This is a genomic window from Streptomyces sp. NPDC096046 (assembly GCF_040303285.1).
Classification (GTDB): domain Bacteria; phylum Actinomycetota; class Actinomycetes; order Streptomycetales; family Streptomycetaceae; genus Streptomyces.
Genome location: NZ_JBEOSZ010000045.1, coordinates 40,403 through 57,339 on the forward strand (window position 1 = coordinate 40,403; position 16,937 = coordinate 57,339).

General features: G+C 72.0%; 17 protein-coding genes and 1 pseudogene. 6 read left to right on the forward strand and 12 right to left on the reverse strand.

The window, feature by feature from the left end:
• The first annotated feature begins 94 nt into the window (after positions 1-94).
• Positions 95-1,063, forward strand: coding sequence for an acetylxylan esterase (locus ABTX62_RS29875; RefSeq protein ID WP_352119094.1), 969 nt, complete (start codon positions 95-97; stop codon positions 1,061-1,063).
• 112 nt (positions 1,064-1,175) lie between these two features.
• Complete coding sequence (locus ABTX62_RS29880) at positions 1,176-2,342, forward strand: serine hydrolase domain-containing protein (RefSeq protein WP_352119095.1); 1,167 nt, start codon at positions 1,176-1,178, stop codon at positions 2,340-2,342.
• Positions 2,343-2,687: 345 nt separating this feature from the next.
• Here ABTX62_RS29880 and ABTX62_RS29885 read toward each other — a convergent pair whose 3' ends face one another.
• Together ABTX62_RS29885 and ABTX62_RS29890 are read right to left on the reverse strand one after the other, a co-directional pair.
• Positions 2,688-3,419, reverse strand: coding sequence for a class I SAM-dependent methyltransferase (locus ABTX62_RS29885; protein WP_352119096.1), 732 nt, complete (start codon positions 3,417-3,419; stop codon positions 2,688-2,690).
• 4 nt (positions 3,420-3,423) lie between these two features.
• Entirely contained in the window at positions 3,424-3,987 is a 564-nt protein-coding gene (locus tag ABTX62_RS29890; protein WP_352119097.1) for a PadR family transcriptional regulator, read from the reverse strand.
• A 69-nt stretch (positions 3,988-4,056) separates the two neighbouring features.
• Here ABTX62_RS29890 and ABTX62_RS29895 point away from each other — a divergent pair, with 69 nt between their 5' ends.
• The 4 genes from ABTX62_RS29895 to ABTX62_RS29910 all read left to right on the forward strand — a co-directional run bounded on the left by ABTX62_RS29895 (position 4,057) and on the right by ABTX62_RS29910 (position 8,159).
• Entirely contained in the window at positions 4,057-4,455 is a 399-nt protein-coding gene (locus ABTX62_RS29895; RefSeq protein ID WP_352119098.1) for a nuclear transport factor 2 family protein, read from the forward strand.
• A gap of 69 nt (positions 4,456-4,524) precedes the next feature.
• Positions 4,525-5,352, forward strand: a complete 828-nt coding sequence (locus ABTX62_RS29900; RefSeq protein WP_352119099.1) for a class I SAM-dependent methyltransferase — start codon at positions 4,525-4,527, stop codon at positions 5,350-5,352.
• A 259-nt stretch (positions 5,353-5,611) separates the two neighbouring features.
• The gene (gene rho, locus ABTX62_RS29905) at positions 5,612-6,754 is read left to right on the forward strand and encodes a transcription termination factor Rho (protein ID WP_352119100.1); all 1,143 of its coding nucleotides are present in this window, start codon (positions 5,612-5,614) and stop codon (positions 6,752-6,754) included.
• A gap of 229 nt (positions 6,755-6,983) precedes the next feature.
• Positions 6,984-8,159, forward strand: coding sequence for a D-alanyl-D-alanine carboxypeptidase family protein (locus ABTX62_RS29910; protein ID WP_352119101.1), 1,176 nt, complete (start codon positions 6,984-6,986; stop codon positions 8,157-8,159).
• A 278-nt stretch (positions 8,160-8,437) separates the two neighbouring features.
• On the opposite strand, the pseudogene mptB reads toward ABTX62_RS29910, so the two are convergent.
• From mptB to crcB, 10 genes and pseudogenes are all read right to left on the reverse strand, one after another.
• A pseudogene (gene mptB, locus ABTX62_RS29915) lies at positions 8,438-8,605 on the reverse strand (polyprenol phosphomannose-dependent alpha 1,6 mannosyltransferase MptB); the annotation flags it as partial.
• 277 nt (positions 8,606-8,882) lie between these two features.
• Positions 8,883-9,815: a glutaminase gene (locus ABTX62_RS29920; RefSeq protein WP_352119102.1), complete on the reverse strand. Its 933-nt coding sequence runs from the start codon at positions 9,813-9,815 to the stop codon at positions 8,883-8,885.
• Between the two features lie 34 nt (positions 9,816-9,849).
• A complete protein-coding gene (gene aspA, locus ABTX62_RS29925) occupies positions 9,850-11,259 on the reverse strand; it encodes an aspartate ammonia-lyase (RefSeq protein ID WP_352119103.1) in 1,410 nt (469 codons plus the stop codon).
• Between the two features lie 120 nt (positions 11,260-11,379).
• Positions 11,380-12,396, reverse strand: coding sequence for an asparaginase (locus ABTX62_RS29930; RefSeq protein WP_352119118.1), 1,017 nt, complete (start codon positions 12,394-12,396; stop codon positions 11,380-11,382).
• A 32-nt stretch (positions 12,397-12,428) separates the two neighbouring features.
• Positions 12,429-13,871 (reverse strand): amino acid permease, encoded by a 1,443-nt coding sequence (locus ABTX62_RS29935; RefSeq protein WP_352119104.1) that lies wholly within the window; start codon positions 13,869-13,871, stop codon positions 12,429-12,431.
• Entirely contained in the window at positions 13,868-14,545 is a 678-nt protein-coding gene (locus tag ABTX62_RS29940) for a FadR/GntR family transcriptional regulator (RefSeq protein ID WP_352119119.1), read from the reverse strand. The genes ABTX62_RS29935 and ABTX62_RS29940 overlap by 4 nt, the downstream gene beginning before the upstream one ends.
• Before the next feature lie 179 nt (positions 14,546-14,724).
• Positions 14,725-15,561, reverse strand: a complete 837-nt coding sequence (locus ABTX62_RS29945) for an undecaprenyl-diphosphate phosphatase (protein WP_352119105.1) — start codon at positions 15,559-15,561, stop codon at positions 14,725-14,727.
• Positions 15,562-15,682: 121 nt separating this feature from the next.
• Positions 15,683-16,030 (reverse strand): fluoride efflux transporter FluC, encoded by a 348-nt coding sequence (locus tag ABTX62_RS29950; protein ID WP_283968981.1) that lies wholly within the window; start codon positions 16,028-16,030, stop codon positions 15,683-15,685.
• Positions 16,027-16,407, reverse strand: a complete 381-nt coding sequence (locus tag ABTX62_RS29955; RefSeq protein WP_352119106.1) for a DUF190 domain-containing protein — start codon at positions 16,405-16,407, stop codon at positions 16,027-16,029. The genes ABTX62_RS29950 and ABTX62_RS29955 overlap by 4 nt, the downstream gene beginning before the upstream one ends.
• Entirely contained in the window at positions 16,404-16,862 is a 459-nt protein-coding gene (gene crcB, locus ABTX62_RS29960) for a fluoride efflux transporter CrcB (protein ID WP_352119107.1), read from the reverse strand. The genes ABTX62_RS29955 and crcB overlap by 4 nt, the downstream gene beginning before the upstream one ends.
• Between the last annotated feature and the right edge of the window lie 75 nt (positions 16,863-16,937).

A 16,937-nucleotide genomic window follows, 5' to 3' on the forward strand; every position in this document is an offset into this window, starting at 1 on the left:
ACCCGAACAAAACCCTGGCCAGCCCTCCGACCACCGCCGTAGTGTGATCATCCGCACCGCCCCTGTAGCCGCTCCTCACCCAAGGTGGTCCCGCATGGCCCTGTTCGACCTTCCTCTCGACGAACTCCGCGAATACCGCGGTGCGGCCACCGAGCCGGAGGACTTCGACGCGTTCTGGTCCAAGACCCTCCAGGAGGCGCGTCGGCACGACCTGGACGCCCGCTTCGAACCGGTCGACACGGGCCTGTCCACCGTGCAGGTGTTCGACGTGACGTACGCGGGCTTCGGCGGCCATCCGGTCAAGGGCTGGCTCACCCTGCCGGCCGGGGCGGACGGCCCGCTGCCGCTGGTCGTGGAGTTCGTCGGGTACGGCGGGGGGCGCGGCCTCCCGCACGAGCACCTACTCTGGGCGTCCTCGGGCCGGGCACACTTCGTGATGGACACCCGTGGACAGGGCAGCGCCTGGGGCGGGGGCGGCGGCACGGCGGACCCGGTGGGGGGTGCGCCCGCGTACCCCGGTTTCATGACGCGCGGCATCGACGCCCCGGAGGACTACTACTACCGCCGGGTCTACACGGACGCGGTGCGTGCGGTGGAGGCGGCCCGCTCGCACCCCCTCACCGACCCGGCGCGCACGGTGGCCGTCGGTTCCAGCCAGGGCGGCGGCATCACGATCGCGGTCGGCGGCCTGGTGCCGGACCTGGCGGGCATCGCCCCGGACGTGCCGTTCCTGTGCGACTTCCCGCGCGCGACGACCATCACGGACCGGCACCCGTACCGCGAGATCGGCCTCTACCTCAAGACGCACCGCGGCCGCACCGAGGACGCCCTGCGCACGGTGTCGTACTTCGACGGCGTCCACTTCGCCGCCCGCGGCCGGGCTCCCGCGCTCTTCTCGGCCGCGTTGGAGGACCAGACCTGCCCGCCCTCGACCGTCTTCGCGGCCTTCAACGCCTGGAGCCACGAGGACAAGACGATCGAGGTCTACGACTTCAACGACCACGAGGGCGGCGGACCCTTCCAGCAGGCGGCCAAGCTGCGCTGGATGCGTTCGTACATCTGATCCGGCCGTTCCCACCCGGCGGACTTCCTCCTGGTCCGACCAGTCGGTACGTTCATCGCGCCCGGACCGCGACACAGCGGCCCGGGCCGATGACCGTCGGCGGAGGGGGCTCATGTCCGGGAACGAGACACAGGTGCACGGTCACTGTGACGCGCGGTTCACCGCGGTACGCAGGGCGTTCGAGGACAACTTCCGGGAGCGGGGTGAACGGGGTGCCGCGGTGGCCGTCACCGTCGGCGGCGCGACCGTGGTGGATCTGTGGGGCGGCTGGGCGGACGCGGCACGCTCCCGGCCGTGGGAACGGGACACGCTGGTCAACGTCTGGTCCACGACCAAGGGACCGGTGGCGCTGTGCGCGCACCTCCTCGTCGACCGGGGGCTGCTGGACCTGGACGCGCCGGTGGCCGTGTACTGGCCCGAGTTCGCGGCGGCGGGCAAGGAGAAGGTTCTCGTCCGGCATCTGCTGTCCCATCGCGCCGGCCTGGCCGGCCTGCGGGAACCGCACTCGCTGGAGCAGCTCTGCGACTGGGAGCTGACCACACAGCGGCTCGCGGCGACCGAACCGTGGTGGGAACCGGGCACCCGGTCCGGCTATCACGCGCTGACGTACGGCCATCTGGTCGGCGAGGTCGTCCGGCGGGTGTCGGGGCTGCGGCCGGGGGCCTTCCTGGCGCGGGAGGTGACGGGGCCGCTCGGTGTCGACTTCCACATCGGCCTGCCGGTGCGGGACTCGGGCCGGGTGGCCGAGCTCATCGCGCCGGCCGCCCCGGCGGGCAGCGAACAGGCGGCGGTCTTCGCCCAGTCGGCGCTCGCGGCGATCGCCGCCCTGACCAACCCGGCGGTGTCCGCAGAGGTGGCCAACACACCCGAGTGGCGGGCCGCCGAGATCCCGGCGGCGAACGGGCACGGCACCGCGCGTGCGGTCGCGTCTCTGTACGGCGTCTTCGCGGGGCTCGGCTCCCACGGAGGGCACCGTCTGCTGTCCCGCGAGGCGGCCGAGCGGGTGCGCGAGGGACAGGGCAGGTGCCGGGACCTGGTGCTCGGCGCCGGCTTCGAGCACGAGACGGAAGTGGGGCTCGGACTCTGGCTCAGCGGACCCGACGGCTCCTACGGGCCCAACCCGCGTGCTTTCGGACACGACGGCTTCGGCGGCTCCTGCGGGCTCGCCGACCCCGAGGCGGGCGTGTCCCTCGGCTATGTGATGAACCGGATGGGCCCTCATATCGCCAACGACCCGCGGAAGACGGCCCTGGTCGACGCCCTGTACAGCGCACTGTGAGGGCGGGCGCGGGCGGGCCGGTCCCGGCCGGACCGCCCGGCCGCCCTTCCCGGCTGGTCGGGTGCCCACGACGGCGTCGCACCGTGCTCCGGGACCGACTCCACCGAGGACCTGCGGCGCATCGACGGGCCGACGCTCGTCGCGCACCGGGACGACGACCGGATCGCGCCGATCGCCGCCTCGGGCCACCGGGCGTCCCGGCTCGTGAAAGGACGTGACGCTGACGGGGTACCCGGGCGCCCCGCACGGCCTGGTCGGTGATCACGAGAAGGCGTTCAACGACGATCCGCTGGACTTCCTGCGCGGCCGACGAGCCCCTGGTGCGGGGCGGCGTCGTACCGGGGCCTACGGGGTGTCCGGCAGCCGGGCCATGACGAGCCGCACCCGGGGGCTCCCGTCGGGGCGCCGCCCGAACTCCTCCAGCGCGTGGAGCTCCACCCGGAAGCCGGCCGCGGCGAGTGCGCGCTGTACGTCCGCGAGGCGGAACGCGCGGTAGTACATGACGAACGCAGGGCGCCAGAGCGCGTTGCGCACCCGCATCACGGTGTCGAAGCCCAGCAGTGTCCAGTAGCCGAGGGAGGCGGGGCGGGGCGGCGCGACCAGCGGGAACGCGAAGCAGCCGCCCGGCCGCAGGACGGAGCGGACCTGCGTGAACAGTCCGGGCAGTTCGCGGGGCAGGAAGTGCCCGAAGGCCCCGAAGCTCACCACCAGGTCGAAGGCCGGCGCGAAGGGCAGGGCGCGCGCGTCGGCCCGGACCCAGGAGACCGGCGGCCCCTGCGGCCCGACCCGCTCGCGTGCGACCTCGAGCATGCCCGCGCTGAAGTCGACGCCGGTGACGCGTTCCTCGCACAGCCGCGTGAGGACGCCGACGCCCGCGCCGGTGCCGCAGCACAGGTCGAGCCCGGCGCCGAAGGGCCCCGTCCGTCGCAGGGCGGACCCGACGGCGTCCAGGACGGCGTCGGGAGTCCGGAAGGGCGTGTGATCGAACTTCGGTGCGAGGAGGTCGTAACCGCGCTCGACGGACGACAGCGCCTGGACGGCGAGCTCGCGCAGACGGGGTCCTTCGGGGCTGAACATCGGCTCAGCCTAGGGGAGCCCGCTGCTGCAGGGCGGCGAGGACGCGTGCGCACCAGCGGAGGTTCTCCTCCTCGAAGCCGATGCCTCCCATCAGCGTGAGGTACGGGCCGACGCGGTCGGCCTCCCGCAGGTACTCCTCCTCGCCGCGGCCGGCCAGGAGGCGCTCGCGGACGCGGAGGTAACGGGCGAGTTTGGCGCGGGCCCACGCGGCGCGCTCCTCGACCAGCGCCCGGGTCGCCCTGGGGTCCGCGCCGTCCATCGCCTGGATCTTGATGAGGAGTTCGTCGCGGATGGCGGTCGGCCGCCGGGGCGGTGTGGCGGCGAACGCGCCCAGGTCCTCGCGGCCGGCCTCGGTCAGCGTGAACATGCGTTTGTCGGGCCGCCGTTCCTGGCGCACCACCCTGGCCTCGATCAGTCCGTCCTGCGCGAGGCGCTCCAGTTCCCGGTAGAGCTGCTGGGGGGTGCACGCCCAGAAGTTGGCCAGCGACACGTCGAACACCTTGGACAGCTCGTACCCCGAGGCCTCGCCCTCCAGGAGCGCCGCCAGGACGGCGTACTTGAGAGACATGTGGACACCGTACCAACGGTTGACTAATCTACTCCGCACTTACTCAACAAATTGACCAAGGCGGTTTCGATGCGTGCATTCCGCGAGGCGGTCGAGAAGCTCGACCTCGACGCCGCCGAGGCGCTGCTGGCGCCGGACGTCGTCTTCACCAGCCCGGTCGTGTTCAAGCCGTACGCCGGGAAGGCGATCACGGCGGCGATCCTGCGCGCGGTGTCCGGCGTCTTCCAGGACTTCCGCTACGTGCGCGAGATCAACGGCGTGAACGGCCGCGACCACGCCCTGGTCTTCACCGCGCGCGTCGGCGACCGGGAGATCGACGGCTGCGACTTCATCCACGTCGACGAGAACGGGCTCATCGACGAACTCACCGTGATGGTGCGCCCGTTGTCCGGGGCTCAGGCACTGGCGGCAGCCATGGGCGCGCAGTTCGAGCGGATCGCCGAGGAAGCGCGGGCCCGCTCGCTCTGAGCGACGGATCCTGCGGCCCTTTCCCGCGTTCCCCCGGCGCCCGCGGCCGGTTCAGGGTTGGATGTCCTCATGACGTCCGCCGAGCACGACCGGCTGATGCGGGCCAACCAGGCCAACTGGGACGCCCGCACGCCCGTCCACCTCGCCAGCCGGTTCTACGGTCTTGACCAGGACCCCGACCCTGAGCGCTGGTTCGCCCCGTTCGAGTGGGAGGACCTCGGTGAGCTGACCGGGCGTGACGTGCTGCATCTGCAATGCCACCTCGGCACCGAGACGATCGCCTTCGCGCGGCGCGGTGCCCGGGCCGTCGGCCTCGACTTCTCCGAGGCATCCGTGGCGGCCGCCCGGGACATCGCGGCGAGGGCCGGCGCGGACGTGACGTACGTCCGGGCGAACGTGTACGACGCCGTCGGGGCCCTGGGCGGACGGCGGTTCGACGTCGTCTACACCGGCAAGGGCGCACTGTGCTACCTCCCGGACCTGGACCGGTGGGCGGAGGTCATCGGCCGGCTCCTGCGCCCCGGCGGGCGGTTGTACGTCGTCGAGTTCCATCCCCTGCTCAACTCGCTGGGGCCGAAGCCCGCACCGGACGAGGGCCCCGAACTGCTGCTGCGCCACGACTACCTGGGCGGGGCGGGCCCGGTTCACCGCGACGGGACCCACACCTACACGGACGGTCCGGCCGTCGAGGGCGCCACGGACAGTTACGAGTGGATGCACGGAATGGGCGAGGTCGTCAGCGCGTTGACAGATGCGGGACTCGCCGTGCGGCGACTGCGGGAAGGCGACGAACTTCCCTGGCCGCGCTGGGTGCGGATGGTCCGTACGGAGTCCGGCTGGTGGCGGCTGCCCGAGCCGCGCATCCCGTTGCTGTACGGGCTGCTGGCCACCCGCTGAGGTAGCCCACCCAGGATTGGCTGTCCACATCCACCGCTGTCGGTGGTACAATCCGAGCAGCACTCGTGCACGCCCCTTCGTGTGGGCGCCGGTGCCGGTTCCTCATCTCTCCCTTCATTTCCAGCGTCGACGCGTTCCGTCGTGTCCGAGGCGCTGTTTCCCCGCCGCCCGTAGGCGTGCCACAGGCCCCTCCCCTCGCGGCCCTCCCCCTTGCCTTCGCATGTCTCATGCCTGCCGTCCGTGAAAGGACACCACCACCATGACCACCACACTCCAACAGCCGTCCGCGCGGCAGCAGTCCCCCGCCCGGGCCGTGTCCGGCGTCCTCGACATCGACACGAACGGAAGGGGACACCTGCGCCCCGGGAACTGCCTGCCCACACCCGCCGACGCCGCGGTCTCCCCCGCGCTGATCCGCCGGTACCGCCTGCGCAAGGGCGACTTCGTCGAGGGCGTGCCCGGCGACGGGCGCGCCCTGACCGATGTCACACGGATCGACCACCGCACACCCGGGGACCTGCGCGGGCGGCGCCACTTCCATGACCTGACGCCGCTGCACCCGAACGAACGGCTGCGGCTCGAACACCCCGCCGCCGGACTGGCCGGACGCGTCCTCGACCTGATCGCGCCGGTCGGCAAAGGCCAGCGCGGACTTCTCGTGGCCCCGCCCAAAACCGGCAAGACCGTCCTCCTCCAGCAGATCGCGGCCGCCGTCAGCGGCAACCATCCGGAGTGCCGGCTGATGACGCTGCTGCTCGACGAGCGGCCCGAGGAGGTCACCGACATGCGGCGCTGTGTGCGGGGCGAGATCTACGCCTCGACCTTCGACCGCCGCCCCGAACAGCACATCGCGCTCGCCGACCTGGTGATCGAGCGCGCCAAGCGGCTCGTGGAGGCCGGCGAGGACGTCGTCCTCCTCCTCGACTCCCTGACCCGGCTGTGCCGGGCGCACAACAACGCGGCCGCGTCCGGCGGCCGCATCCTCACCGGGGGTGTCGACGCGTCCGCGCTGACCGGCCCCAAGCGGTTCTTCGGTGCCGCCCGGTCGGCCGAGGAGGGCGGTTCGCTCACGATCCTCGCGACCGCTCTGGTGGAGACCGGCTCCCGGGCCGACGACTACTACTTCGAGGAGTTGAAGAGCACCGGGAACATGGAACTGCGCCTGAGCCGGGACCCGGCGTCCCGACGTGTGTTCCCGGCCGTCGACATCACTCCCTCCGGCACCCGCCGGGAAGAACTCCTGCTGGCTCCGGCCGAGTTGACGGCCGTCCACGGACTGCGGCGTGTGCTGCGGGGCCGCGACGGGCAGGGCGGCCTGGAGACCCTCCTGGAGCGCATGCGCGAGACACCGGACAACGCGACGTTCCTGCGGCGCGTCCAGCCGACCCTGCCCTCGGACTGATGGGCCCCCGCGGAGCCATCGAGCAGTCGGGAACGCGCCCCTCCCCGGTGCCGAGGGCGTGTCGATCCCGGCGCCACCGGACCCTGCGCGGGCGCGTGGGGCGTGGTCGCCGAGGACGCGGCGGACGGCGGGAGGGCAGGACACAGGAGATCATCCATCCGGGTGCTGGTGCGGGGAGTACGGCCCCGTCGTCACCGCACGGAGCATGTCCGTTTTCTACGTTGATCGAATGATCATCGGATTCTCTTCCCGGGCGGCCGTTTCGGCCGGTGCGCTCTGCGTGGCAGGGCTCCTGGCGCTGATGCCCACGGCGGCGGCCGATCCCGGCGGGGCCGAGCCCACTCCGCCGGGCGGGCCGAGGGCCGCGGCCCCCCACCCGTCGCTGCTGTACCGCCCCGGCACCCAGGTCCGCCCGCGCACCGGGGCGCCCCGCGTCCCGGAGGTCTCCGCCCTGTCCTGGCTGGTGGCCGACGCCCGTACCGGCGAGGTGCTGGCCGCCCGCAACGCCCACCGCAAGCTGCCACCGGCCAGCACCCTGAAGACCCTGTTCGCCCTCACCGTGCTGCCCGGGCTGCCGGCGGGCATCCGGCACACGGTCCGCGCGCGGGAGCTGCGGGGCATCGGTGCCGGCAGCAGCCTCGTCGGTGTCGCCGAGGGCCGTACGTACCGGATCGACGACCTGTGGCGGGGTGTCTTCCTCAACTCGGGCAACGACGCCGTGCACGTCCTGGCCGAGCTCAACGGCGGCTGGCGGCTCACCGCCGAGCGGATGCAGGCCAAGGCCCGGTCCCTCGGCGCGTTCGACACCCACGTGGTGTCACCCGATGGCTACGACGCGCCGGGCCAGGTGTCGTCGGCGTACGACCTGGCGCTCTTCGGCCGGGTGGGGCTGCGCAACCCCGACTTCGCCCGGTACTGCGCCACGGTCGAGGCCAGGTTCCCCGGCGGCGGCACCTGGTCGTACCCGATCCGCAACACCAATCGGCTGCTGAGCGGGGCCGACGGGGTGAAGCCGTACCCGGGGCTGATCGGCATCAAGAACGGCTACACCAGCAAGGCCGGCAGCACGCTCGTGGCCGCGGCGCGGCGGGACGGGCGCACCCTGGTCGTGACGGTGATGAACCCTCAGGAGGGCGGCGGGTCCGCCGTGTACGAGGAGGCGCGTTCACTGCTCGACTGGGGCTTCACGGCGTCCGGGAAGGTCCGGGCGGTGGGCTCGCTCGGCGCGCCGCCGGCCCGGGCCAGGCCGGCGACGACGCCGCCCGCCGCCGCGGCGGCGGCCGTCCCGGAGGGGCACGAGTCCGCCTGGACGGAGGCGACGCTGATCGCGGGTGCCGCCGGCACCGGCGCGGCCGTCGTGGTGCTGGTGCTGCGGCTTCCGGTCCGCAGACCCGGGCGGAACTGACCCAGCGGCAGCCACAGCAGCAGCCCCAGGGTGATCCAGGTGTAGGTGTTGCCGCCCAGGGATCCGTCGACACCGGACGCGTCGTCGAACCACAGCCACACCGCGCTGGTGCACAGTACCGCGTACAGGGCGCCCGCGACCCGCGGCCGACCCGCGCGGACCAGCGCGGCGAAGGACGGCGGCAACCACACGAGATGGTGCACCCGGGGGACCGGGCTGACGAGACAGGCCGCGAGGCCGGTCAGGGCGAACGCCGCCGCCAGGCCGACGCCGAGCAGGCCGGGCATGACGGCGTCGTTGTGGGCGCCCGCGACCAGGTGCAGCAGGACGAGCGGGTTGAGGGCGCCGAGCCACAGGGCGGCGGACGGATCGGCACCGCCGTGCCGTGCGAGGCGGTGCAGCGCGGCCGCCATCAGGGCCACGCCGGCGAGGGCGACGAGCCGCATGCGGCGGACGGCCGGAAGGGGGCGCTCCTCTCTCTGCGGGGCGGCCTGCGCGTGACCGGCCGGTGAGCACCGGCGGATGAGTTCCCACCGCGGCGGAAGTCCTACCGGCGCCAGGGCCCCGACGGACGACCTGCGGGGCCTGGTGGCGCCCACCCTCCTCGTGCTCGGGAGGACCGCGAGCCGGGAGTCGGGAAACTGAGCCTCATGCCGCGCACGCTGCTGCTGCCCGTGCTGGAGGATGCCCTCGGCTGAGAACACCCGGGGGTGTCGCCGGCGGTCAGAAGACCGACAGCCCGGTCAGGGTCGTGAAGCGGTCGAGCGCCGCCACGCCCGCCACCGAGTTGCCCCGCTCGTCCAGGCCCGGGCTCCACACGCACAGGGTGCAGCGGCCCGGAACGACCGCGATGATGCCGCCTCCCACGCCGCTCTTGCCGGGCAGGCCCACGCGGTAGGCGAACTCGCCCGCCGCGTCGTACGTACCGCAGGTCAGCATGATCGCGTTGATCTGCTTGGCCTGGCTGCGCGAGAGCAGGCGGGTGCCGTCGGCGCGGATGCCGTGCCGGGCCAGGAAGCTCGTGGCGAGGGCGAGATCGGCGCAGGAGGCGGCGATGGAGCACTGGCGGAAGTACTGCTCCAGGAGCGTGGGCACGGGGTTGTCGATGTTGCCGTACGACGCCATGAAGTGGCCGAGCGCGGCGTTGCGGTCGCCGTGGGCGGACTCGGAGGCGGCGACCTCCTTGTCGAAGGTCAGGTCCGGATTGCCGCTCTCCGCCCGCAGGAACGCCAGCAGTTCACCAGAGGCGTCACCGGTCCGGGTGTGCAGCCGGTCGGTGACGACGAGGGCGCCGGCGTTGATGAACGGGTTGCGCGGGATGCCGTTCTCGTACTCCAGCTGCACCAGGGAGTTGAAGGGGTTGCCGGAGGGCTCGCGGCTCACGTGCTCCCACAGGGCGTCGCCCTCGCGGGCCAGGTCGAGGGCGAGGGTGAACACCTTGGTGAGGGACTGCGCGGAGAAGGGCTGCCGCCAGTCCCCCACCCCGTACACGGTGCCGTCGAGGTCGGCGACGGCCATGCCGAAGCGCCGCGGGTCGCAGGCGGCGAGCGCCGGGATGTAGTCGGCGGGCCGGCCGCGGCCGGGGGTTCGCTCGATCTCCTCGGCGATGCGCTCCAGGACCGGCTGGAAGGTGGTCGACGACGTCATGATCACCATTGTCCCTCCGCCGGTCCCGGTGCGCTCCGGCAGGTCAGGCCTGGGTCCGGCCGCTGCCCGCCAGGACCTCGGGGCGCAGCAGCCCGGCGAGTGTCTCGGCGGGCAACAGGCCCTTCTCCAGGACCAGTTCCGCCACGCCCCGCCCGGTGGCCAGGGCCTCCTTGGCGATGTCGGTGGCGGCGGTGTAGCCGATGTGCGGGTTGAGGGCGGTCACCAGGCCGATGGAGTTCTCGACGCCGGCGCGCAGCGCCTCGGTGTTGGCGGTGATGCCGGACACGCAGCGCTCGGCCAGGGTCACGCACGCGTTGCGCAGGTGCGTGATGGACTCCGACAGGGAGTGCAGGATGATCGGCTCGAAGGCGTTGAGCTGGAGCTGTCCGGCCTCGGCGGCCATGGTGATGGTGACGTCGTTGCCGATCACCTCGAAGGCGACCTGGTTGACGACCTCGGGGATCACCGGGTTGACCTTGCCGGGCATGATGGACGAACCGGCCTGCACGGGCGGCAGGTTGATCTCGCCCAGGCCGGCGCGCGGGCCGGAGGACAGCAGCCGCAGGTCGTTGCAGGTCTTGGAGAGCTTGACGGCGACGCGCTTGAGCACGCCGGACATCTGCACGAAGGCACCGCAGTCCTGGGTCGCCTCGACCAGGTTGGCCGCCGTGACCAGGGGCAGCCCGGTGATGGCCGCGAGGTGGCGGCGGGCGGCCTCGGCGTATCCGGCGGGGGCGTTGAGCCCGGTGCCGATGGCGGTCGCGCCCAGGTTGATCTCGTGGATCAGATGGACGGCCTCGGCGAGGCGGGACCGGTCCTCGTCCAGCATGACGGCATAGGCCGAGAACTCCTGCCCCAGGGTCATGGGCACGGCGTCCTGCAACTGGGTACGGCCCATCTTGAGCACGTCGCGGAACTCGACGGCCTTGTGCGCGAACGTGTCCTGGAGGAGGGACATCGCGTCGAGCAGTCCGCGCACCGCGAACACCGTCGCGACCTTGACGGCGGTCGGGTAGACGTCGTTGGTGGACTGGCCGAGGTTGACGTCCTCGTTCGGGTGCAGGAACGCGTACTCACCCTTGGCGTGGCCCAGCAGTTCCAGCGCCCGGTTCGCCACGACCTCGTTGGCGTTCATGTTGGTGGAGGTGCCGGCGCCGCCCTGGACGACGTCCACGACGAACTGGTCGTGCAGCTCGCCGTCGCGGATCTCGCGGCAGGCCCCGACGATGGCGGCGGCCTTCTTGGGGTCCAGCAGGCCGAGTTCCTCGTTGGCGAGGGCGGCGGCCTCCTTGACGGCGGCGAGGGCGTCGATCAGGTGCGGGTAGGCGGAGATGGGCATGCCCGTGATGGGGAAGTTCTCCGTGGCTCGCAGGGTGTGCACACCCCAGTAGGCCTCGGCGGGAACGTCACGGTCGCCGAGCAGGTCGTGCTCGGAGCGGGTGGCGGCGGTCATGACGGTGAGGGTCCTCTTCTCTGAGGTACAGGGTGGAAGTGCCCCTGGAAGGGGCGCGGGGAACTGCGCGACCGGGCACAGCGGACCCGCAGCCGCCGGAGGGGAAGAACCGGCGGGTCGTCAGGCGCGGGCCGCACCGGCGACCGGCTCCAGCGAGCGAACGGGCCGCACACGCCCGACCTCCCGCCCACCTCCGAGCAGCGGCTCACCCGCGAACTCGGTGAGCAACTCCGGGTCGACGCCCGCCCTGGCCAACGCGGCGGCGGCCACCGGCACCCGCGCCCGGTTCGCCCCGTCGGCGATCTTCACGGCGACGGTCCGCCCGTCGGGCAGGGCGGCGACCTGGACGCCCTCGAAGCCGTCCTTGGTCAGCAGCCCCGGCACGGCCCGCATCAGCGCGGCGACGTCCCGGCCGGAGCCGGACGCCATCTCGGCGTGCCCCCGCATCGCGTCGGCGACCCGGGCCTCGGGTGTGTCCGGCGCGGCGGTGACGATCCGGGCGGTGGCCCGGGCCAGGCCGTGCAGCGAGAGGGAGAACAGGGGCGCCCCGCATCCGTCGACGGTGACCCGGGCGATGCGCTGCCCGGTGAGGTCCTCGACGATCTCGGCGACGGCCCGCTGGAGCGGGTGGCCGGGGTCGAGGTAGTCCTCCAGGGGCCAGCCGTTGAGGGTGCAGGTGTAGAGCATGGCGGCGTGCTTGCCGGAGCAGTTCTGGGCGAGCCGTGAGGGCATGCGGCCCTCGCGCACCCAGCCGTCCCGCACGACCGGGTCGAACGGCAGGTCGGGCACGTTGCGCAGGTGGTCCTCGGTGAGCCCGGCGAGTTCGAGGATGCGCCGGGTGCCGGCGAGGTGGCGTTCCTCGCCGGAGTGACTGGCGGCCGTCAGCGACAGCAGCTCACCGTCGAGCGGCAGTCCCGCCCGGACCATGGCCACGGCCTGGACGGGCTTGATCGCGGAACGGGGGTAGAAGGCGGCCTCGATATCCCCGATCTGGAGTGAGACCTCCCCGTCGGCGCCGAGGACGACGACGGAGCCGTAGTGGATGCCTTCGACGATCCCGCCGCGGACGAGGTGGGCGACGGGGGCGTGGGCGGGTTCACGGACCAGGGGTGCGGCCGCGAGGGAGCTGCTGAACATCACTGCCTGCTTCTCGTGGAGCGGTGCGTTCCTCACGCGCCGGCTCCGGTGGTGGACTTGCGCGCGATACGGCCGCGGATGGCGAACCATCCGGCGACCAGGGCCCCGGCGATCAGCGGCAGGCACAGCACGGTGGTGCGGCCCGCGCCGCCGTCGGCGTACATGAGGACCAGGACGCAGGCGAGGAATGCCAGCGTCACGATCTCGGTCCAGGGAGAGCCCGGCAGCCGGTAGCCCGGGCGGGTCAGTTCGCCCCGCTGGGTCTTCTGCCAGAAGAGGAGGTGACAGATCATGATCATGCCCCAGGTGGCGAGGATGCCGATGGCGGCGAAGTTCAGCACGATCTCGAACGCCTCGGCGGGCACGACGAAGTTGAGGCCGACGCCCAGCACGCAGATGCCGCTGGTGAGCAGGATGCCGCCGTAGGGGACCTGGCTGCGGCTCATCACCGAGGTGAACCGGGGCGCGGATCCGGCCATGGCCATGGAGCGCAGGATGCGGCCGGTGGAGTACAGGCCGGAGTTGAGGGAGGACATCGCGGCGGTGAGGACGACCAGGTTCATCACGCCGCCGGCGGCCGGGACGCCGATGTTGGACAGCACCGTCACGAAGGGGCTCTCACCGGCGGTGTACTTGTTCCAGGGCAGCAGCATCGACAGCAGCACGACCGAGCCGACGTAGAACAAGGCGACACGCCACATGATCGAGTTGATCGCCTTCGGCATGATCTTCTCGGGGTTCTCGGTCTCGCCGGCCGCGACGCCGACCAGCTCGACGGAGGCGTAGGCGAAGACGACGCCCTGGATGATCAGCAGCATGGGCAGCAGGCCGTGCGGGAAGACGCCGCCGCTGTCGCCGATCAGGGACGGGCCCGGGGTGTGGCCGTCGACGGGGTGCTGGGTGACCAGCAGGAAGATGCCGATGCACATGAAGACGACCAGGGCGCCGACCTTGACGATGGCGAACCAGAACTCCAGCTCGCCGAAGATCTTCACCGAGATCAGGTTCACGGTGAGCACCACGGCGAGGGCGATCAGCGCGATGACCCACTGGGGTACGTCGGAGAACATGCCCCAGTAGTGGGTGTAGGTGGCGACGGCGGTGATGTCGGCGATGCCGGTGGTGGCCCAGTTGAGGAAGTACATCCAGCCCGCGGTGTAGGCACCCTTCTCCCCCATGAACTCGCGGGCGTAGGAGACGAAGGCGCCGGAGGAGGGCCGGTAGAGCACGAGTTCACCGAGGGCGCGCACGACGAGGAAGGCGAAGAGGCCGCAGACCGCGTAGGCGATGAACAGGGAGGGGCCGGCTTCGGCGAGGCGGCCCCCTGCGCCGAGGAAGAGGCCGGTGCCGATGGCTCCGCCGATGGCGATCATGTTGACGTGCCGGGACTTCAGGGACTTGCTGTAGCCCGCGTCTCCGGCGTCGACATGGATGGAACGTTTCTGCACATCGTCGTGCAGGGCCTGCTCGCTCACGCCTCGGTTCCGCCTTCCGTGGGGGTGTCCGCGTGCGACGCGCGCACGATGTCGGTGAGGGTCGTCTCGACGCGGTCGAGGTGGTGGGCCATGGCCTCCACCGCGTCGTTCTCGGAACCGTCGACCAGGGCCTCGACGATCGCCCGGTGCTCGCGGTTGGACTGCTCGCGGCGACCGCCCAGCTCGTTGAGGAAGGCGGACTGGCGGGCCAGCGCGTCCCGGATCTCCTCGATGACCCGGCGGAAGACCGGGTTCTGGGCCGCCTCGGCGACGGCGAGGTGGAACAGCGTGTCCATGGCCACCCACGCCGTGGTGTCCGTCTCCCGCTCCATGCGGTCGAGCAGGTGGGCGAGATGGTCGAGGTTCTCCGGGGTGCGGCGCCGGGCCGCGTACCCGGCGACCGGGATCTCGACGTGGCGGCGCACCTCCAGCAGGTCGCTGGCCGCGTAGTCACCGAAGGTGGGGTCCTCGACCGTGCTGGCCACCACGAAGGTGCCCTTCCCGGTCCGGGACACGGTCAGGCCCATGGTCTGCAGGGCCCGCAGCGCCTCGCGCAGCACCGGCCGGGAGACCTCCAGAGCGCGGCACAGCTCCGCCTCGGAGGGGAGCTTGTCGCCGATGGCGTACTCGCCCCGTTCGATGGCGCCGCGCAGGTGCGCCAGCACCGCCTCCATGGCGCTGATGCGCCGCACGGGCTGTCCGGCTGTCCGGCTGTCTGACAGGTTCACGGGAGAGATACTCCGGGCGGCGGCTTGTGCTGTCAAGGGCGGACGCGCCCCGAAGGGGCGCGGGGAAGTGCGCGACGGGCCGCGACGGCGCCGCAGACAGCCCACGGCGCCTCCCGGCAGACCTCTCAGCTGTGCAGCACACCCGCTCCGAGCAGGCCGAACAGCAGCACTCCCACCAGGGTCCGGTAGATCACGAAGGCGTTGAAGGAGTGCTTGGCGACGAACTTCAGCAGCCAGGCGATGGAGGCGTAGGCCACGACGAACGACACGGCCGTGCCGACGGCGAGCGGAGCCGCACCCACCCCGGCGCCCAGGGCGTCCTTCAGTTCGTAGAGGCCCGCACCGGTCAGGGCGGGGATGCCCAGGAAGAAGGAGAGCCGGGTGGCGGCGACGCGGTCCAGGTCGAGGATGAGCGCGGTGGACATGGTGGCGCCGGAGCGGGAGAAGCCGGGGAAGAGCAGGGCGAGGATCTGGGAGCTGCCGACCAGCATCGCGTCCTTGAACGAGGTGTCGTCCTCGCCGCGCTTGTGCCGGCCCATCTGGTCCGCCGCCCACATCACCCCGCTGCCGACGATCAGCGAACCGGCCACCACCCACAGCGAGGCGAGCGGCCCTTCGATGAGCGGCTTGGCGGCGAGTCCGACGACGACGATCGGGATGGTCGCGTAGATCACCCACCAGGCGAACCTGTAGTCGTGGTGGTACCGCTCCTCGCGGTCGCGCAGCCCCCGCCCCCACGCGGAGACGATCCGCACGATGTCCTTGAAGAAGTACACGAGCACCGCGGCGATCGCGCCGACCTGGATGACGGCCGAGAACCCGACCACGGCGCTGTCGTCGACGGGGATGCCCATCAGCCCCTCGACGATCTTCAGATGGCCGGTGGAGGAGACGGGCAGGAACTCGGTCACCCCCTCGACGGCTCCGAGGACGACGGCCTGACCGACGCTGATGACGCTCATGGGATCCAGTTCTGCTCGAGGGAGGCGGGGGGCGCAGCGCAATGTCCTACTACACGCGGGTGAGGACGGCTCTCACGTGCGCGTGGCGCGCTCCTGCCCCACCCCACCCCTCGCGGACCCCTCACATGCGCACGAGCGCCGCCCCCGCGAACGCCGCCCCGACGCCGGCCACCACACTGGCCGCCACGTTGACGGCGGCCTGGCGTCGGGCCCCGGTCTCCGCCAGCCGCAGCGTCTCGTAGGAGAACGTCGAATAGGTCGTCAGCGCCCCGCACAGGCCGGTGCCGAGCAGCAGTTGCAGGTGGGTGGCGGCTCCGGTGAGCAGGCCGAGGACCAGCGAGCCGGTGACGTTCACCGTGAAGGTGCCCCAGGGGAAGACCGAGTCGTGCCGCGCCTGGACCGCCCGGTCGGTGAGGTAGCGCAGCGGGGCGCCGACCAGTGCGCCGCCGACGACCAGTAGCCAGTTCACAACGGCTTCTTACCCTTCGTGTCCGTGGTGCCGGGCGTGCCGTCCCGGCCGGAGTACCGGATGACCTCGCAGTCGTCGAGGGTCACCAGTCCCTCGGTGACCAGTTCGTCGAGCTGCGGCAGGAAGGCCCGGACGCGTGGCTCGGCGTCGACGATCACCACGGCGATCGGCAGGTCCTCGCTCAGGGACAGCAACCGCGAGGTGTGGATCAGGGAGGACGCGCCGAAGCCCTCGATGCCGCGGAAGACGCTGGCACCCGCGAGGCCCGCCGTGTGGGCCCGGTGGACGATCTCCGAGTACAGGGGCTTGTGGTGCCAGGTGTCGCTCTCGCCGATGAAGACGGTCAGGCGCAGGGCCCTGCCGGTCGGTCTCGTCATCGTCGCCTTCCTTTCAGGACGCGGCGGGTCGCTCCGGCCGCGAGCCATACCGCTGTGAGCGCCGCGAGGGGGGTCGCTGTGAGGTAGGCCAGACCGATGCCGACACGGCCGCCGTCGATGAGTGTCCGGACGTCGACGGCGTACGTCGAGAAGGTCGTGAAACCGCCGAGGACGCCGGTGCCGAAGAAGGGGCGGACGAGGGGGTGGGCGGTCCGGATCTCGGTGACGACCACCATGAACACGCCGATCACCGCGCAGCCGGCGATGTTGACGCAGAGGGTCCACCAGGGGAAGCCGTCCGGGGGCGGGGGCCAGAGGAGGGAGGCGGCGTACCGGGCGGCCGCGCCCACTCCCCCGCCGAGCGACACGACCGCGAGGACGGGTGCCTGGGCGCGCCAGGAAGACTGTCGCGGGGTGGTGGAGGCCTGCACACGGAGGCTCTCGGGGGATGTCATGGGGAGGTGTCTCCTACTCGCCGAGCCCGGGTTCGTACGGGCGCGTGCCGTCGCAAGTAGGGACCGTTGGCGGCG

Coding starts and splice junctions, on each gene's coding strand:
- ABTX62_RS29875 (WP_352119094.1), top strand. CDS start 95: ATGGCCCTGTTCGACCTTCCTCTCGACGAACTCCGCGAATACCGCGGT.
- ABTX62_RS29920 (WP_352119102.1), bottom strand. CDS start 9,815: ATGGTGATCATGACGTCGTCGACCACCTTCCAGCCGGTCCTGGAGCGC.
- crcB (WP_352119107.1), bottom strand. CDS start 16,862: ATGACATCCCCCGAGAGCCTCCGTGTGCAGGCCTCCACCACCCCGCGA.
- ABTX62_RS29940 (WP_352119119.1), bottom strand. CDS start 14,545: ATGGAGGCGGTGCTGGCGCACCTGCGCGGCGCCATCGAACGGGGCGAG.
- ABTX62_RS29895 (WP_352119098.1), top strand. CDS start 4,057: ATGCGTGCATTCCGCGAGGCGGTCGAGAAGCTCGACCTCGACGCCGCC.
- ABTX62_RS29885 (WP_352119096.1), bottom strand. CDS start 3,419: ATGTTCAGCCCCGAAGGACCCCGTCTGCGCGAGCTCGCCGTCCAGGCG.
- ABTX62_RS29880 (WP_352119095.1), top strand. CDS start 1,176: ATGTCCGGGAACGAGACACAGGTGCACGGTCACTGTGACGCGCGGTTC.
- aspA (WP_352119103.1), bottom strand. CDS start 11,259: ATGACCGCCGCCACCCGCTCCGAGCACGACCTGCTCGGCGACCGTGAC.
- ABTX62_RS29900 (WP_352119099.1), top strand. CDS start 4,525: ATGACGTCCGCCGAGCACGACCGGCTGATGCGGGCCAACCAGGCCAAC.
- rho (WP_352119100.1), top strand. CDS start 5,612: ATGACCACCACACTCCAACAGCCGTCCGCGCGGCAGCAGTCCCCCGCC.
- ABTX62_RS29955 (WP_352119106.1), bottom strand. CDS start 16,407: ATGACGAGACCGACCGGCAGGGCCCTGCGCCTGACCGTCTTCATCGGC.
- ABTX62_RS29910 (WP_352119101.1), top strand. CDS start 6,984: ATGATCATCGGATTCTCTTCCCGGGCGGCCGTTTCGGCCGGTGCGCTC.
- ABTX62_RS29945 (WP_352119105.1), bottom strand. CDS start 15,561: ATGAGCGTCATCAGCGTCGGTCAGGCCGTCGTCCTCGGAGCCGTCGAG.
- ABTX62_RS29930 (WP_352119118.1), bottom strand. CDS start 12,396: ATGTTCAGCAGCTCCCTCGCGGCCGCACCCCTGGTCCGTGAACCCGCC.
- ABTX62_RS29890 (WP_352119097.1), bottom strand. CDS start 3,987: ATGTCTCTCAAGTACGCCGTCCTGGCGGCGCTCCTGGAGGGCGAGGCC.